This is a genomic window from Pseudomonas maioricensis (assembly GCF_022790535.1).
GTDB classification, from domain to species: Bacteria; Pseudomonadota; Gammaproteobacteria; order Pseudomonadales; family Pseudomonadaceae; genus Aquipseudomonas; species Aquipseudomonas maioricensis.
The window spans coordinates 1-16,542 of the sequence record NZ_LOHG01000007.1 but is presented as its reverse complement, the minus strand read 5'-3'; the positions used below and the strand labels follow the sequence as shown (position 1 = coordinate 16,542).

General features: G+C 57.1%; 12 protein-coding genes. 5 read left to right on the top strand and 7 right to left on the bottom strand.

Annotated elements, in window-relative coordinates:
* Window positions 1-224: 224 nt before the first annotated feature.
* A complete protein-coding gene (gene gyrA / locus AUC61_RS12620) occupies window positions 225-3,017 on the bottom strand; it encodes a DNA gyrase subunit A (protein WP_243246551.1) in 2,793 nt (930 codons plus the stop codon).
* Window positions 3,018-3,324: 307 nt separating this feature from the next.
* Complete coding sequence (gene mtnA, locus AUC61_RS12615) at window positions 3,325-4,401, bottom strand: S-methyl-5-thioribose-1-phosphate isomerase (RefSeq protein ID WP_243246550.1); 1,077 nt, start codon at window positions 4,399-4,401, stop codon at window positions 3,325-3,327.
* Window positions 4,402-4,522: 121 nt separating this feature from the next.
* On the opposite strand from mtnA, the gene AUC61_RS12610 reads away from it, so the two are divergent.
* The 5 genes from AUC61_RS12610 to AUC61_RS12590 all read left to right on the top strand — a co-directional run bounded on the left by AUC61_RS12610 (window position 4,523) and on the right by AUC61_RS12590 (window position 9,340).
* Window positions 4,523-5,854: a TRZ/ATZ family hydrolase gene (locus tag AUC61_RS12610; protein WP_243246549.1), complete on the top strand. Its 1,332-nt coding sequence runs from the start codon at window positions 4,523-4,525 to the stop codon at window positions 5,852-5,854.
* 63 nt (window positions 5,855-5,917) lie between these two features.
* The gene (ubiG, locus tag AUC61_RS12605) at window positions 5,918-6,616 is read left to right on the top strand and encodes a bifunctional 2-polyprenyl-6-hydroxyphenol methylase/3-demethylubiquinol 3-O-methyltransferase UbiG (RefSeq protein WP_122665838.1); all 699 of its coding nucleotides are present in this window, start codon (window positions 5,918-5,920) and stop codon (window positions 6,614-6,616) included.
* A gap of 2 nt (window positions 6,617-6,618) precedes the next feature.
* The gene (gene mupP, locus AUC61_RS12600) at window positions 6,619-7,290 is read left to right on the top strand and encodes an N-acetylmuramic acid 6-phosphate phosphatase MupP (RefSeq protein WP_243246548.1); all 672 of its coding nucleotides are present in this window, start codon (window positions 6,619-6,621) and stop codon (window positions 7,288-7,290) included.
* Window positions 7,291-7,455: 165 nt separating this feature from the next.
* Window positions 7,456-8,196: a YciK family oxidoreductase gene (locus AUC61_RS12595; protein WP_243246547.1), complete on the top strand. Its 741-nt coding sequence runs from the start codon at window positions 7,456-7,458 to the stop codon at window positions 8,194-8,196.
* Window positions 8,197-8,407: 211 nt separating this feature from the next.
* The gene (locus tag AUC61_RS12590) at window positions 8,408-9,340 is read left to right on the top strand and encodes a GGDEF domain-containing protein (protein WP_243246546.1); all 933 of its coding nucleotides are present in this window, start codon (window positions 8,408-8,410) and stop codon (window positions 9,338-9,340) included.
* A 3-nt stretch (window positions 9,341-9,343) separates the two neighbouring features.
* On the opposite strand, the gene AUC61_RS12585 is transcribed toward AUC61_RS12590, so the two are convergent.
* The 5 genes from AUC61_RS12585 to trhO form a co-directional block, all read right to left on the bottom strand.
* Window positions 9,344-10,096, bottom strand: coding sequence for an iron-containing redox enzyme family protein (locus AUC61_RS12585; protein WP_279291022.1), 753 nt, complete (start codon window positions 10,094-10,096; stop codon window positions 9,344-9,346).
* A gap of 63 nt (window positions 10,097-10,159) precedes the next feature.
* Entirely contained in the window at window positions 10,160-12,625 is a 2,466-nt protein-coding gene (locus AUC61_RS12580) for an EAL domain-containing protein (protein ID WP_243246544.1), read from the bottom strand.
* 262 nt (window positions 12,626-12,887) lie between these two features.
* The gene (locus tag AUC61_RS12575; protein WP_243246543.1) at window positions 12,888-14,780 is read right to left on the bottom strand and encodes an ABC transporter ATP-binding protein; all 1,893 of its coding nucleotides are present in this window, start codon (window positions 14,778-14,780) and stop codon (window positions 12,888-12,890) included.
* The gene (locus AUC61_RS12570) at window positions 14,710-15,312 is read right to left on the bottom strand and encodes a DsbA family protein (protein WP_243246820.1); all 603 of its coding nucleotides are present in this window, start codon (window positions 15,310-15,312) and stop codon (window positions 14,710-14,712) included. Before AUC61_RS12570 ends, AUC61_RS12575 begins: the two co-directional genes overlap by 71 nt.
* A 36-nt stretch (window positions 15,313-15,348) precedes the next feature.
* A complete protein-coding gene (trhO, locus tag AUC61_RS12565) occupies window positions 15,349-16,299 on the bottom strand; it encodes an oxygen-dependent tRNA uridine(34) hydroxylase TrhO (protein WP_479692267.1) in 951 nt (316 codons plus the stop codon).
* Between the last annotated feature and the right edge of the window lie 243 nt (window positions 16,300-16,542).

Genomic DNA, 16,542 nt, shown 5'->3' with positions numbered 1-16,542 from the left:
GTCATTTGGAGTCGAAGATGGCAAAGGCCGCGACACAGTTCAGAACCGTTCGCAGCCTTTGGCTACTTCTGTCAAACAACACAGGGTTGCTTGATGTACATGATCCCTGTAGGAGTGAGCTTGCTCGCGATAGCGTCATTTCGGCAATTACTCATCGACTACCTTGACGCTATCGCGAGCAAGCTCACTCCTACAGAAAAAACCGCGTTCCCGCAGGCTGTGCGTTACTCCTGCGGTTCTTCTTCGTCCGGGGCGGCGTCTGCTTGCAGCTCGTCGGCGGAAACGTCTTCGTCAGCAATGCTCAACGCTTCGCCTTCAATGATTTCACCGTCTTCACCGACTACCAGCTCTTCACCTTCGATTTCCGATGGCTCTTGCACACGCTCCAGGCCGACCAGTTTCTCGTCGCTGGCCAACTTGATCAGCGTGACGCCCTGAGTGTTACGACCCAGACTGGAAACCTCATCGACACGGGTACGAACCAGAGTGCCCTGATCGGAGATCAGCATGATTTCTTCGCCGTCGAGTACCTGTACCGCGCCGACCAGTCGACCGTTACGCTCGTTGCTGACCATGGCAATAACGCCCTGACCGCCACGCTTGTACTCAGGGAACTCGGTGATCGCCGTACGCTTACCGTAACCACGCTCGGAAGCAGTCAGGATCTGGCTGCCTTCTTCCGGGATCAACATCGAAATCAGCTTCTGCCCTTCAGGCAGACGCATGCCGCGAACACCGCGAGCAGTACGACCCATGGCGCGAACGTCAGATTCCTTGAAGCGCGTTACCTTGCCGCCATCAGAGAACAGCATGATTTCCTGCTCGCCATCGGTGATGGCTGCGGAAATCAGGATGTCGCCTTCGTCCAGCTCAAGTGCGATCAGGCCCACGCTACGCTGACGGCTGAAGGCCACCAGCGGGGTTTTCTTCACGGTACCGTTGGCGGTGGACATGAAGATGAATGGAGCCTTCTTCTTGTCTGCAGCCTTGATGCGTGCTTTACGCTCTTCTTCGGTCTCGTTGCTGTTCTCTGCGTCGTCGATCTCACCTTCGATGCCAGCCTCTTCCTCCTCGTCAGCCCGCTTGCGCATGGCTTCCAGGTCGACCGGCAGCATGGTCGTGATGTACTCGCCGTCGCTCAATGGCAACAGGTTGACCAACGGACGGCCACGGGCAGCGCGGGACGCTTCCGGGATCTCGTAGGTCTTGAGCCAGTACACCTTACCTTTGCTGGAGAACATCAGCAGCGTGGTGTGGCTGTTGGCAACCAGCAGGTGAGCAATGTAGTCCTCATCCTTGATGCCGGTAGCCGATTTGCCTTTACCGCCACGACGCTGCGCCTGATAGACCGCCAGAGGCTGAGTCTTGGCATAGCCGCCGTGGGAAATCGTAACGACGCGCTCCTCTTCAGGAATCATGTCGCCCAGTGTCAGGTCCAGACGCGCATCAAGAATCTCAGTGCGACGAACATCGCCGTACTCGACGCGGATCAGTTCCAGCTCTTCGCGGATCACTTCCATCAGACGCACGGCGCTGTTGAGGATGCGCAACAGTTCGCCGATCTGGCTGAGGATTTCCTGATACTCGGTGAGCAGTTTTTCATGCTCAAGACCAGTCAGGCGGTGCAGACGCAATTCGAGAATGGCCTGGGCCTGTTCCGGCGACAGGAAATACTTGCCGTCACGCAGCCCGTACTGTGGATCAAGATTTTCCGGACGGCATGAATCCGCACCAGCGCGCTCGACCATTTCCACGACTGCGCTGGACTCCCAAGGGGTCGAAATCAACCCGATTTTGGCTTCTGCAGGTGTCGGCGAGGCTTTGATAAGGGCGATAACCGGATCGATGTTCGACAGGGCTACCGCTTGACCTTCGAGCAAATGACCACGCTCGCGGGCTTTACGCAGTTCAAATACGGTACGACGGGTGACCACTTCACGACGGTGACGAACAAAGGCTTCCAGCAGATCCTTGAGATTGAGGATTCGCGGACGGCCATCGATCAGCGCAACGATGTTGATACCGAAAACGCTTTGCAGCTGGGTCTGGGCATAAAGATTGTTGAGGATGACCTCAGGCACTTCACCACGACGCAGCTCGATCACGACGCGCATACCGTCTTTGTCGGACTCGTCGCGCAGCTCTGTAATACCTTCGAGCTTCTTCTCTTTAACCAGCTCGGCGATCTTTTCGATCAGACGGGCCTTGTTCAACTGATACGGCAGCTCGGTAATAACGATCTGCTGACGACCACCGACCTTGTCGATGTCTTCAACCATCGAACGGGCACGCATGTAGATGCGGCCACGACCGGTGCGATAGGCTTCGACGATACCGGCACGACCATTGATGATCGCGGCAGTCGGAAAGTCCGGGCCCGGGATGAACTGCATCAGTTCATCGATGGAGATTTCCGGGTTGTCGATCAGCGCCAGACAGCCGTCGATGACTTCACCCAGGTTGTGCGGCGGGATGTTGGTCGCCATGCCCACGGCGATACCGCTGGAGCCGTTGACCAACAGGTTGGGAATACGGGTCGGCATAACGGCCGGGATCATTTCCGTGCCGTCGTAGTTCGGCACCCAGTCCACGGTTTCTTTATGCAGGTCAGCCAGCAGCTCGTGAGCCAGCTTGGTCATACGTACTTCGGTGTATCGCATGGCCGCAGCGTTGTCGCCGTCGACCGAACCGAAGTTACCCTGACCATCTACCAGCAAATAGCGCAGCGAGAATGGCTGCGCCATACGAACGATCGTGTCGTATACGGCAGTGTCGCCGTGCGGGTGATACTTACCGATAACGTCACCGACCACACGGGCGGATTTCTTGTACGGCTTGTTCCAGTCGTTACCCAGTTCGCTCATCGCGAACAGCACACGCCGGTGCACGGGCTTCAAGCCATCGCGTGCATCGGGCAGTGCCCGCCCGACGATTACGCTCATTGCGTAGTCGAGGTAGGACTGCTTCAGCTCGTCTTCGATATTGACCGGGAGGATTTCTTTGGCCAGTTCGCCCATGAGAAGCTCGATTCCTTTTTCTGGTGAAACTTCGTACATCCATTCGGGAGGAACGAAGCTCGCCGCTACCGGCACGTTTGCCTGGCAACGACTTACGACAAATCAACGAGTTATGCCCTGGATCTGCGCAGTAGGGACGACTACCGCAAGCGTCCCTGGAAACCGCCGGATGTTACCACAATCGCCGCTAAGCACCTATCCTTTGAAAGCCCTGAAAACGAGCTTATCCGTCGCAAGATTGCTGAGAAACGCTTACAGGCCCGTTCAGCGCCCTTGCGGCGAAAACTTTCACCGGCTGCCCAAGCGATCAATGCAGACGTTTGCGGCACATCAATTGAGCCATTTTTGCAGTGTCCGGACGCTCGACAATCCCCTTTTCAGTGACGATTACGTCGATCAGGTCAGCAGGCGTCACGTCGAATACCGGGTTGAATGCATCGACATCGGCACCGACTCGCTGACCGCCGACCTCAAGCAACTCACGACCGTCACGCTCCTCAATGACGATGTCCTCACCGCTGGCCATGTCCATGTCGATCGTCGAACTCGGCGCCACAACCATGAAACGCACGCCGTGATGCATTGCAGCAACGGCCAATTGGTAAGTCCCGATCTTGTTGGCCACATCGCCATTAGCGGTAATCCGGTCGGCACCTACGATCACCCAGGTAATACCTTTGGTGCGCATCAAGTGAGCGGCTGCCGAATCGGCATTAAGGGTCACCGGGATACCTTCGTTAGCCAGCTCCCAGGCAGTCAAACGGGAGCCTTGCAACCAGGGCCGGGTCTCGTCGGCGTAGACACGCTCGATCATGCCCTCCAGATGCGCGGCGCGAATCACGCCCAGCGCGGTGCCGAACCCGCCAGTGGCCAACGCACCGGTATTGCAGTGGGTCAGCACCGCCTGCAGGTTGCCCTGATGTTTGCGAATCATGTCCGCGCCCAGTTGAGCCATGGTCAGATTGGCTTCACGGTCACTGAGGTGGATCGAGACAGCTTCGGCCTCCAGCGTTACCAGAGGATTTTCTCCCTCTTTGAGGCGCTGCAGCCGATCGCGCATACGGTTCAACGCCCAGAACAGGTTGACGGCCGTCGGGCGCGAATCTGCCAGCAGCCGGAAATCCTCCTCCAGAGCGGCGACCCAGTCACCTCCCGCGGCGATCCGGGCACGAGCCCCCAGCACCACACCGTAAGCGGCGCTGATACCGATCGCCGGAGCACCCCGTACAACCATTGAACGAATTGCCTCGGCAACCCCGGCCGCGCTGTCGTAAGCGAGCCATGTTTCTTCGAACGGCAAGATGCGCTGATCCAGCAGATACAGAGCGTCATCCCGCCAATCGATGGCTTTCACCTTTTCAGCAGCCAACAATCGATCGCGCATAGCACACCCCATACTCAAAAAACCCAAGCCGGACATCAAAAGCGGCCGATTATAGCGAGCCGTCGACGAAGACGCTCGGGTATACTGCTCCGTCCCCATAATAAGCCCCGGAAGCCCAGTCATGCCTAACGCCGCTGCCCCGCTCGACCTCTTGCTCCTGCCCGCCTGGCTGGTGCCGGTCGAACCTGCTGGCGTGGTACTCAAGGATCATGGGCTGGGCATCCGCGACGGTTGCATCGCTTACATCGGCCCTCGCGCCGAAGCTCTGAAACAGCCGGCGCTGCAAACCCTGGAACTGCCCGAGATGCTGCTCAGCCCAGGACTGATCAATGCTCACGGCCACGCGGCGATGACCTTGTTCCGAGGTCTGGCCGACGATTTGCCGCTGATGACCTGGCTGCAGGACCATATCTGGCCCGCCGAAAGCCAATGGGTCGACGAGGAGTTCATACGCGACGGCACTGATCTTGCGATCGCCGAGCAATTGAAAGGCGGCATCACCTGTTTTTCAGATATGTACTTTTACCCCTCGGTGGCGGCTGACCGCGTTCACAACAGCGGGATCCGTGCGCAAATTACGGTGCCGGTCCTCGATTTCCAGATTCCCGGCGCACGCAATACCGACGAAGCGCTGCACATTGGCGTGCAGCTGTTCAATGATCTGGCTCACCATCCACGCATCAAGATCGCGTTCGGCCCTCATGCCCCCTACACCGTTGGCGACGAAAATCTGGAGAGGATCCGGGTCATCGCCGACGAACTGGACGCCATGATCCAGATGCACGTTCACGAGACTGCCTTTGAAGTCGAGCAAGCTGTAGCCCAGACAGGCGAGCGCCCTCTGGCACGCCTGAACCGCCTGGGCATGCTCGGTCCGCGCTTTCAAGCGGTACACATGACGCAAATCAGCGATGACGACCTGGCGTTGCTGGTAGAAAGCAACTCCAGCATCATCCATTGCCCTGAATCGAACCTGAAACTGGCCAGCGGCTTTTGCCCGGTCGAACGACTGTGGCAGGCGGGCGTCAATGTTGCGATAGGCACCGACGGTGCAGCCAGTAACAACGATCTGGACCTGCTCGGAGAAACCCGAACCGCCGCACTGCTGGCCAAAGCTGTTGCAGGCTCGGCTGCCGCACTGGACGCCCACCGCGCATTGCGTATGGCAACCCTGAATGGCGCACGGGCACTGGGCATCCAGAACGAAGTGGGCTCTCTGGAAATCGGCAAGGCTGCGGATATCGTCGCCTTTGACCTGTCCGGTCTGGCCCGCCAACCGATTTATGATCCGGTTTCACAGCTTATATATGCCACCGGCCGCGACTGTGTCAGCCATGTATGGGTCGCTGGCAAGCAACTGCTCGATGATCGCCGCCTGACACGTATGGATGAGCAGGCGCTCTGCGACACCGCCAAAGCCTGGGGCAAGCGTATTTCCGGGCACACCGAATAAGACCGGGCTGGCGTTTTCAATCGCCAGCCCGCTGCACGTATTTTGAGTTCAAGAGGACATTCCATGAGCAACGTCGATCACGCAGAAATCGCCAAATTCGAGGCACTGGCCCATCGCTGGTGGGACCGTAACAGCGAGTTCAAGCCGCTGCACGATATCAACCCGTTGCGGGTCAACTGGATCGACGAGCGTGTCAATCTGGCGGGCAAGAAGGTTCTGGACGTCGGCTGTGGCGGCGGGATTCTCAGTGAAGCCATGGCACTGCGCGGCGCGACAGTCACCGGTATTGATATGGGCGAGGCGCCACTCGCTGTCGCCCAACTGCATCAGCTGGAGTCCGGCGTTCAGGTCGAATACCGCCAGATCACGGCTGAAGACCTGGCCGAAGAGATGCCCGAGCAGTTCGATGTCGTAACGTGCTTGGAAATGCTTGAGCACGTGCCAGATCCGTCGTCGGTGATTCGCGCCTGCTACCGCATGGTCAAACCCGGCGGCCAGGTGTTCTTCTCGACCATCAACCGCAATCCGAAGGCGTATCTGTTCGCCATCGTCGGCGCCGAATACATCATGGGCCTGCTGCCGCGCGGCACCCACGACTTCAAGAAATTCATCCGCCCGTCCGAGCTAGGCGCCTGGAGCCGCGCCGCAGGCCTGCAAGTCAAAGACATCATCGGGCTGACCTACAATCCGCTGACCAAGCACTACAAGCTGGCTTCGGACGTAGACGTCAACTACATGATCCAGACGCTTCGGGAGGCGTAACCATGCGTTTGAGAGCAGTTCTATTCGACATGGACGGCACCCTGCTCGACACCGCCCCGGATTTCATCGCCATTTGCCAGGCGATGCTGGCAGAGCGCGGTTTCCCGGCGGTTGAAGACAAGCTGATCCGGGACGAGATTTCCGGCGGAGCCAAAGCGATGGTCGCTGCAACGTTCGCTATGTCGCCTGAGGCTGAAGGGTTCGAGGCGTTGCGCCTGGAGTTTCTGGAGCGCTATCAGCGCGACTGCGCCGTACACAGCAAACTGTTCGACGGCATGGCAGAACTGTTGGCTGATATTGAAAAGGCCAACCTGATCTGGGGCGTCGTCACCAATAAACCGGTACGTTTTGCGCAGCCGATCATGGATCAGCTCGGGCTCTCGCAACGCTCGGCCTTATTGATCTGTCCTGATCATGTCACCAAGAGCAAACCCGACCCTGAACCATTGACCCTCGCCTGCAAAATGCTTGACCTGGATCCGGCAAGCGTACTGTTTGTAGGGGATGATCTGCGCGACATCGAATCGGGCCGAGACGCAGGCACTAAAACGGCGGCGGTTCGCTACGGTTACATTCACCCCAACGACAACCCCGATCATTGGGGCGCAGACGTGGTAGTGGATCACCCGCTGGAACTGCGCAAGGTGCTGGATAACGCGCTTTGTAGCTGCTGAAGGCACTTCAGAACTGCATGCAAAGCCCGGACCTGTGGGAGCCGGGAATTGCCCGCGATAAAGCTGGACGCAATTGACTTCATGTCTGCGGCGCCCTTATCGCAGGCGAGCCCGGCTCCCACAGGGATTTGCGCAGGCCGACAACCCGGTTTCAAGAGGTAACCCATGTTTGATTACTCCCCTCGCCCCGACCTGCTCACTGGCCGGGTCATTCTGGTCACCGGCGCAGGACGCGGCATTGGTGCTGCGGCTGCGAAAACCTACGCGGCACATGGCGCGACTGTACTGCTTCTGGGCAAAACCGAAGCTAACCTGACTCAGGTGTACGACGAAATCGAAGCCGCTGGCCATGCCAAGCCTGCCGTTATCCCCTTTAATCTGGAAACGGCCCAGCCCCATCAATACGATGAACTGGCAGCCATGATCGAAAACGAGTTCGGCCGACTTGACGGCCTGCTGCACAATGCCTCGATCATCGGTCCCCGCACGCCACTGGAGCAGTTGTCCGGCGAGAATTTCATGCGCGTCATGCACATCAACGTCAATGCGATGTTCATGCTGACCAGTGCGTTACTGCCGCTGCTCAAATTGTCTCAGGACGCCTCGGTGGTATTCACTTCCAGCAGTGTTGGACGCAAAGGTCGCGCTTATTGGGGCGCCTACGGGGTCTCGAAATTTGCGACCGAAGGCCTGATGCAAACCCTTGCCGACGAACTCGATACCGTAGCTCCAGTCCGCTCCAACAGCATCAATCCTGGCGGCACGCGCACCAGCATGCGTGCGCAGGCTTACCCCGCAGAGAACCCGCTGAACAATCCGACCCCGGAAGAAATCATGCCGGTGTACCTGTATCTGATGGGACCGGACAGCAGCGACGTCAACGGCCAGGCCTTTAACGCTCAGTGACCGACCTGCTAACCATCCGCCACGACAGAAAACCGTCGCTGGCGGGTGACTAATGAGTTCTACAAGTCAAGGTTATGTCACCAAGAGTCAAAATCCGTCCGACTAGAATCACCAAGCTCTTGAATTTAAAGACCTATATTAAAAATTCAGGACTGGCACGACTTTCGCTCTGACTCAGCTAATCCAGCACTGCACGCTGAGGAATGAAGCCATGATTTCTCCTACCCCGTCTAACGCCATCGATTTTGACGCTGCTAAATTGAAACGCCTGGGCATGTACCAGCGACAGGTTCAGGAGACCGTTCAGCCGCCCGTCGATCTGGAACAGCTGACACAGCAACTGAACCTGCAGTTGCAGACCAGCCTGGAAGCCGAACGAATCCTGACCCTGTTTTTTCAGGGTGTTCAACGTCTGATACCTCTCAATGGGTTGACCTACCAATACGCTGAAAGTGACCTGCACTTGCAGTTGGGTGAACACGCCCCACACAGTGTCAGCTACAACCTGAGCAATGACGGCGAACCGGTAGGACTGTTTACTTTCGAACGCAGTAAACGCTTCAACGAGCAGGAATTCGCGGCGTTGGAGTCACTCATGACGTGCATGCTGTTCCCGCTGCGCAACGCGCTGCTCTATCGGGCCGCGATGCAAAGTGCGTTACGCGACCCGCTGACAGATACCGGCAACCGCATTGCGATGGATCAGACGCTGACACGCGAAATCGAGCTTGCCCGGCGCCACTCACACCCGCTGTCAATACTGATGCTCGACATTGATCACTTCAAACGAGTCAACGATACCTACGGTCACGCCACAGGCGACGACGTACTCAAATCCGTCGCCCAGGCGATCAAAAGCGAGTTGAGAAACATCGACCGGATTTTTCGCTACGGTGGCGAGGAGTTTCTGATTGTGCTTTCCAACACTGATCGCGACGCGGCGGGCTTGATGGGTGAGCGCTTGCGTCGATCGACTCACGGCCTGCTGCATCCAGGCCTGGACAGCTCGCTGGAACTGACCATCAGTCTTGGCTGCTCAACGCTGTTGCCAGCAGAGTCTGCGGACAGTCTCATGCGGCGTGCCGATATCGCGCTGTACGTCGCCAAACGGCAAGGACGCAATCGCCTGGCAATGGCCGGGTAAAAATCAGGTTTCCAGCTCAGCTACGCGAGTGCGAACCGATTTGGCTTTTTCCAACTGCATGCAATGCTCGAGAAACAGATACATGTAGTCGTAGCTCTTGGTAACGGCCTGCCGCAGCTCAGTCTGCAACTGCACGCTGGGGTTATTACCCGCCAGGGTGCAGATAATTTCCAGCGCTTCCCATGGATGCGCATCGTCATACTGGGCGTGCATCTTCAGCCACTTCATCGCGCGCTTGCGCGACTCCTGGGGAAAGCCGTCGGCGTACACGTCGGACGAACAGACCACCGCCGCCCACTCACCCGTAGCCCCCTCAATGGCGTAATTGGTGGCCGCCATGCCTACAACCAGTGAATCAGACGAACTGGTGTGCCAGCACCAGTGGCTGAGCGCATGCAATTCGGGTGACACGTGCTGTGCCTTGAGATCATCAAGGCTGACACCGTGTGCCTCCGCCCAATGGACCCAGTAGTCAGCATGGTTGAGCTCTACGCGTATATTGCGCATCAACCAGCGTCGCGCCATGTCTTCACCGGGATGGCGGGCAAACCGGGTTTTAGCCAGGTTATTAGCCATGTAAATGGCGAACTGCTCGACCACCGGCCAACCGCCAATCAAGTACTGGCGCATGATTTTTGGACTCAACCGCCCATCCCGCATGCGCTGATACAGCTCATGCTCGACGACTCTGGATTTGGCGAAACTGCAATCTTTGATCAGTTGCTGTGCCCATGCCGGATAACTGCTGGCTTCCATGAGCGGACCGGTCCTGCTGAAAGTATCGATCACTGTGTAACTCCTTTTTAGTAAGTTAATGGCTTAGCGAAATGTTCCTGGCGTGCTGAACAAAAGTGGGGCTGCCCTTGAAGGACGAGCGTGAAGGCTTTCACACGTAAACAGTTGAGGACGTTCAATCAGATACCCCTGAGCGAAGTCAACTCCAATCTCGCGCAAAGCAATTTCGATCTGTGGTGTCTCGACAAATTCAGCGATCGTACGTTTGCCCATGACATGCCCAATGTGATTGATCACCTCCACCATCGCACGGTTGATCGGGTTATCGAGCATGTCCTTGACGAAACTGCCATCGATCTTCAGGTAATCCACCGGCAGATGTTTGAGATAGGCAAACGAAGACATGCCAGCGCAGAAGTCATCGAGGGAAAACTGACAGCCCAAAGCCTTCAGCTCGTTGATGAAGTGAATTGCACTGCCCAGATTGGCAATCGCAATGGTTTCGGTGATCTCGAAGCAAATCAGCGACGGAGAGATACCGAAGATACTGAATTGCTGCTTCAGGTAGTCGAGAAAGGCCTCATCGCCAATACTCGCCCCGGAAAGATTGATCGCACAGACCACCATAGGGCCGCTGTAGCCTTCATCATCCTGACACTGCGCAATGATTTTGAAGACGTTACGTACCACCCAGCGATCCAGCGACGTCATCAGGCCGTAGCGCTCGGCGGCCGGGATGAAGTTCTCTGGAAGGATCATGCGCCCCGTCTCATCGCGCAGGCGCAGCAAAATCTCTATATGCCCGCTGTCATTTGCCCCGTGATGACCGATAGCCGCAATCTGCTGGGCAAACAGACAAAACCGGTTCTCATCCAGCGCCATGTGCAAGCGCTGAACCCAGGCCATTTCACCAAAGCGCAACGACACTTCAGAATCATCAGCGTGGTAGACCTGCACTCGATTACGGCCTTTTTCCTTGGCCATATAACACGCCATGTCCGCCGCACGCAGCGATGCCTCAAGCGTCGTGGGAACATGCGAAATATGCACCAGCCCCACGCTGACCGTGCTTTGAAATGGCCTGCCCTTCCAGACAAAGTTCAGGCTCTGAACCGTCTGACGCAGGTTTTCTGCGATGATTTGTGCAGTGTCTGGAGGACAATGCTCCAGTAAAATCCCGAACTCATCCCCACCTAACCGGGCCAACGTGTCGCCTTCCCGCAGGCCCTGTTGCAATATCGTGCAGATGTGACGCAACAACTCATCACCTGCCGCATGACCACTGGTGTCATTGACCAGTTTGAATTGGTCAAGGTCCAGATACATCACCGAGTGGTTGCTGGGTTGCCGTGCCAGATCATTGAGCGCGTGCTCCAGGCGATATTCGAATTCTCGCCGATTGGCCAGCCCGGTGAGCGCATCATGTGTCGCCTGCCAGGACAGATTGGCAATGTATTGCCGCTCTTGCGTCATGTCGTGCAGCACCAGGACTGTGCCGCTGACTTTGCCATCGGTGAAAATCGGAGAACCTACAAGTGCCACTGAAACGGTGCTGCCGTCCAGACGCTGGATCAACTTGGAATGTTCACTGCCACCACTGAGCTTGCCACTCAGAATATGCTCAATGAGCGTCGAGCTGTCCTTCTGATCATTTTCGTCCAGCAGATTGAACAGCGCAGCGAGCGGCAACCCGCTGGCCTGGACGTTTTTCCAGTGGGTCAGATTTTCGGCAGCGGGGTTCATGTAAACAATGGCACCTTCAACATCGGTGGTAATCACCCCGTCACCGATGGACTCCAGCGTCACCTGAGCGCGCTCTCTCTCCACTTGTAGAGCGTCGGCAAAAGCATGGCGCTGAGCCAGCAATTTGTGAGTTCTGAGCAAGGCGAGAATAATCAACACCACCGCTGTCGCCAGATTGATCATCAGCAACAGCCGCAGGATTCCCCTTGAGCCTTCGCCCAGCGCATCACTGAATGCACGCGCTACCGGCGTGACACTCTCATTGATTGCTGTGATCTGCCCCCGCCAGTTAATGATGTCGGCATTGGTGGCTTCGCCCGATGAAATCTGCTCATGCATCCGCTGCGCGACATCGTCCAGCTGCATCAGGTACTCATCGCCCAGGCGCCACTGGTCGATAGCCTTTTTCATGTAGCCAAATTCCCGAAAGTTTACGTACAGCCAGATAATCCCGGCCACATCATCAGGATGATTACCGCCCTGCAGAATACCTTCCGTCGCTGTATCGATATCCGGTACGGGTTTATCCAGCGCGATACGCAACGTATGTCCACCTTTAGGGATGGAAATGGCCTGTTCGTAGCGCAGGTAATTGATCTCGTCGTGCCCGTTGGCATAGAGGTTCAAATAATAGATGGCGTCTTTCTGGCCCTTGGACCAGAGGCTTTCGCCTCCGACATAACTGCGTACGGCCGAGAGCATGTAAAGGCTGACGCAGCCCAACAGGGCCTGAAACAGCGCAACGGCGATAAATGGCCATACGATGCCCAGCAGGCGGGGCTTTTCGAGGATCCGCGTTTGCTTCATGGGTTCCCTTTCATAAGCGGTGCCAGATGCTCAACAAGCTGCGTTTATTTCGTCCTGAGCAGAGCCTAGGCCAAATCCATAAAACCGGTCGTGCAAATTATCAAATTTGAAACACGCTACCGCCCCGCATTGTGGAATCGCGAGGCAGTGCACATAAAGATGGATAAGCGAGTGTGAATCAGATGAGCGAGTGCTGTTACTGCTGTGAGAACTTACTATTAAGAAAGACCCTAAACGCGCTATTGGCAAGTGGTCATGGAAATTAAATGTGCTGCAGGTGCCCGTAGAGTTTTGCGTAGAGCCCGCCTTCAGCGATCAATTGCTGGTGATCGCCCTGCTCGGCTATACGCCCGCCGTCGAACACCAGCACCCTGTCTGCCTGCTTTACCGCAGATAGGCGGTGAGCAATGATCAACGTCGTGCGCCCACTGAGGAATCGTGACAAAGCTTGATGCAGGCTGTACTCGGTCGCCGCATCGAGTGCCGAGGTGGCTTCGTCGAGGATGACGACCCGCGGATCAGCCAACACCATTCGAGCGATGGCCAGCCGCTGACGCTGCCCCCCCGACAAGCGCACACCCGAACGCCCCACAACACTGTCGAGCCCGTGCGGCAACCCGCGAATGGTCTGTTCAAGCTGGGCGATTTCGAGCGCTCGCCAGCACGCGTCATCACTGCGCTCGCGGCCCATGGCCAGATTTGCGCGGACGGTATCGTTGAACAACGCCGGGTGCTGAAGCACCACCGCAACGTTCTCGCGAATAGTCTCCAGACCAATCTCCTGCTGGCTCGCACCACCGAAGCTGATCGTGCCGGATTGGGGCGTGTAGAGCCCCAACAACAATTGCACCAGCGTACTCTTACCGCCACCACTGGCACCCACGATGGCAATTTTTTCACCCGGGGCAATCGTCAGGTTCAACTGATCGAGAATGTTCTCCTCGCCATAACCGAAGCTCAAACCACGGACTTCAATCCCAACGGTTTTTTGCCCCGCGAACGGATCGACACCGCCCGGATACTGCGGCTCATCAGCACGTGCCAGCAGTTCGTTGATCCGGGTCAGTGCCCCACCCGCCGCGTAATAAGCGTATTGCAGGTTGAGCAACTGCTCGACCGGGCCAATCATGAACCACAGGTAGCTGAACACCGCCAACATATGGCCAATCGAGAGATCGGAAAACAGCACCGTCAGCATGGCCGCAGCGCGGAACACATCGATGCCGAACTGGAACAACAGCCCACTGGCGCGATTGGACGCGTCGCTTTTCCACTGTGAAGAGGTCGCATAATCCCGGACTTCCCGGGCGCGTACGCCAAGTCGGCCCAGGAAATACCCTTGCCGATTACCTGCGCGAACTTCCTGAATAGAATCCAGAGTTTCGGTCAACGCTTGAGTAAAACGGGAAGTGCTGTCGTTTTCCTGTTTTTTCAGGTGCTTGACCCGCTTGCCCAATTGCACCGTGGCGTAGATCACCAACGGGTTAAACAACAGGATCAGCAGGGCCAGTTTCCAGTGCATCCACATCAGAATCGACGCGGTACCGGTCAGCGTCAGCATCGCAACCAAAAACCGACTCAGGGTATCGCCGATGAATTTATCCAGCGTATCCAGATCGGTCACCAGGTGCGCGGTGACCGTACCGCCTCCCAGGCTTTCGTACTCCCCCAGAGAGATTCGCTTGAGGCGCTCGATCAGACGAACCCGTACGCGATAGACAATATCTTTGGAGAGCCGGGCAAACAGCTTGGCCTGTACCACGTTGAACACCAACGCTCCAATGCGCAGGCCAAAGGTAAATAGCAGCATCAAGGCGATGTAACCGACAGGTTTCTGCAGGCTGTCAGGCAGGAAGTTATTCATGAACTTCAACGCGCTGTCGCCGTGGCCCAGCAACACTTCGTCCACCAGCAATGGCAGCAGCAACGGAATCGGCACGGTGCACAGCGTGGCCAACACTGCCACGCCATTGGCAACCCACAACGCTTTTTTATGCCGTGAAGCCAGACGACGGATCTGCGCCCAGCTCAAACGGTTGAACGTGGTACAGGCGTCGTCCTGATCAGCGGTGCTCTTGAGAGGCTCAGGCACTGGCAGCACGCTCGAGCCAGCGGCCCAGCAAGGGGGCCAATACTTCCAGCGGCTGATAGCCATTGGTCAATAACGCCAACTGGCCATTGCGTTCAGCCAGCAAGGTCGGGAAACCAGCAATGCCTAAATCCTGTACCCAAGCGAAGTCTGCTTGAGTGGCAGCCAGTTGCTCGGCGCTGTCGAACGCTGCAGCGAACTCGATACGCGGCAAGCCAGCCTGCTCGGCAAGCTCCGTCAGCACCGCAGCACGGGTTACGTCACGCCCCTCGACGTAGAACGCCTTCTGGATCAACCCCACCAGCTTCCAGGCAAACTCCGGCTCCAGATGCCGCGCCGCGACGATAGCCCGGCATGCGGGCTCGGTGTCATAGACGAAACCGTCGGGCAACGCGCCCTCAAAACGAAACGTCTGCCCGGTGCTTTTCTCCACCGCTTGCCAATGCTCAAGAATGTACCGGCGGGTGGTGGGGTCGAGCGCTGCCCCGCTGCCGGTGCGCAAACCACCCATCACCAGATGCAAGGTCACACCACTCGCCTGCGCCTGTTGAACCAGCGCTTGCGCCACAGGAGCAAACCCCCAGCACCAGGAGCACATAGGGTCCATCACATAAAGCAAGCGGGTGGTCATGGATCAGGCCTCGTCTGGCTGGCGGTCTTCTAAACGATAATTGCGACCAATCGGATGTGGCTGGTTACGGGCTTTGGCCAGTTCGATCTGCTTCTGCCGGTCGATGGCGCTGCGGCGAGTCTTCTCGCTCAGGCTGTCCCAGCAATACGGGCAACTGATACCGGCCGAGTAGTGCTCACTGGCACGGTCTTCTGCGCTGATCGGGGTGCGGCACGCATGACATTGATCGTAGTCGCCTTCGGTCAGGTCATGACGGACGGTAACCCGATTGTCGAACACGAAACACTCGCCACGCCACAGGCTTTCATCCTGCGGGACTTCTTCGAGGTACTTGAGAATACCGCCCTTGAGGTGAAACACCTCGCCGTAGCCTTCGCCAAGCATGTAGCTGGAGGCCTTCTCGCAACGAATGCCTCCAGTGCAAAACATCGCAACTTTCTTGTGCACTTGGGGGTTGAAGTGTTCTTTGACGTATTCGGGAAACTCGCGAAAGGTTGTGGTCTTGGGATCGATGGCGCCCTCAAAGGTGCCGATGGACACTTCGTAATCATTACGGGTATCGATCACCAGTACTTCCGGATCGCTGATGATTGCGTTCCAGTCTTTGGGATCGACATAGGTGCCAACGGCCTTGTTCGGGTCCACACCTTCGACGCCCAGGGTGACGATTTCTTTCTTCAGTTTGACCTTGGTGCGGTAGAACGGCTGTTCGTCGCAGTACGATTCCTTGTGATCGATGTCGATCATGCGCGGGTCGTTTTTGAGCCAGGCGAGCAGCCCGTCGATGCCTTCACGGCTGCCGGAAACGGTGCCGTTGATGCCTTCTTCGGCGATCAGCAAGGTGCCTTTGATGCCGTTGTCGACCATCGCCTGCAGCAGCGGCTCGCGCAGTTCGACGTAGTCACTGAGGGTGACGAATTTGTATAGCGCCGCTACGACGATCGGCTGATTCATCGGCTGTTGTGTCATGTGTATCTCCAGGTGGCGACCCTCGCAAAGGGCCTACCGGATAGAAAATAATTCAATAAAAACGCGCAGGGTGTGCAGCGCGGGGCGGATTCTAGCAAAGATGGGGGGATGGGTGGGATTGAGGAGTGCCGTGGACCACACACCGTCCATTAGTTATTTTTGTGTGCATATCCGTTACCGCAGTCACGGCGACTATCGGTTGCGCTTTTACAGCGCCTCACTTTTGAG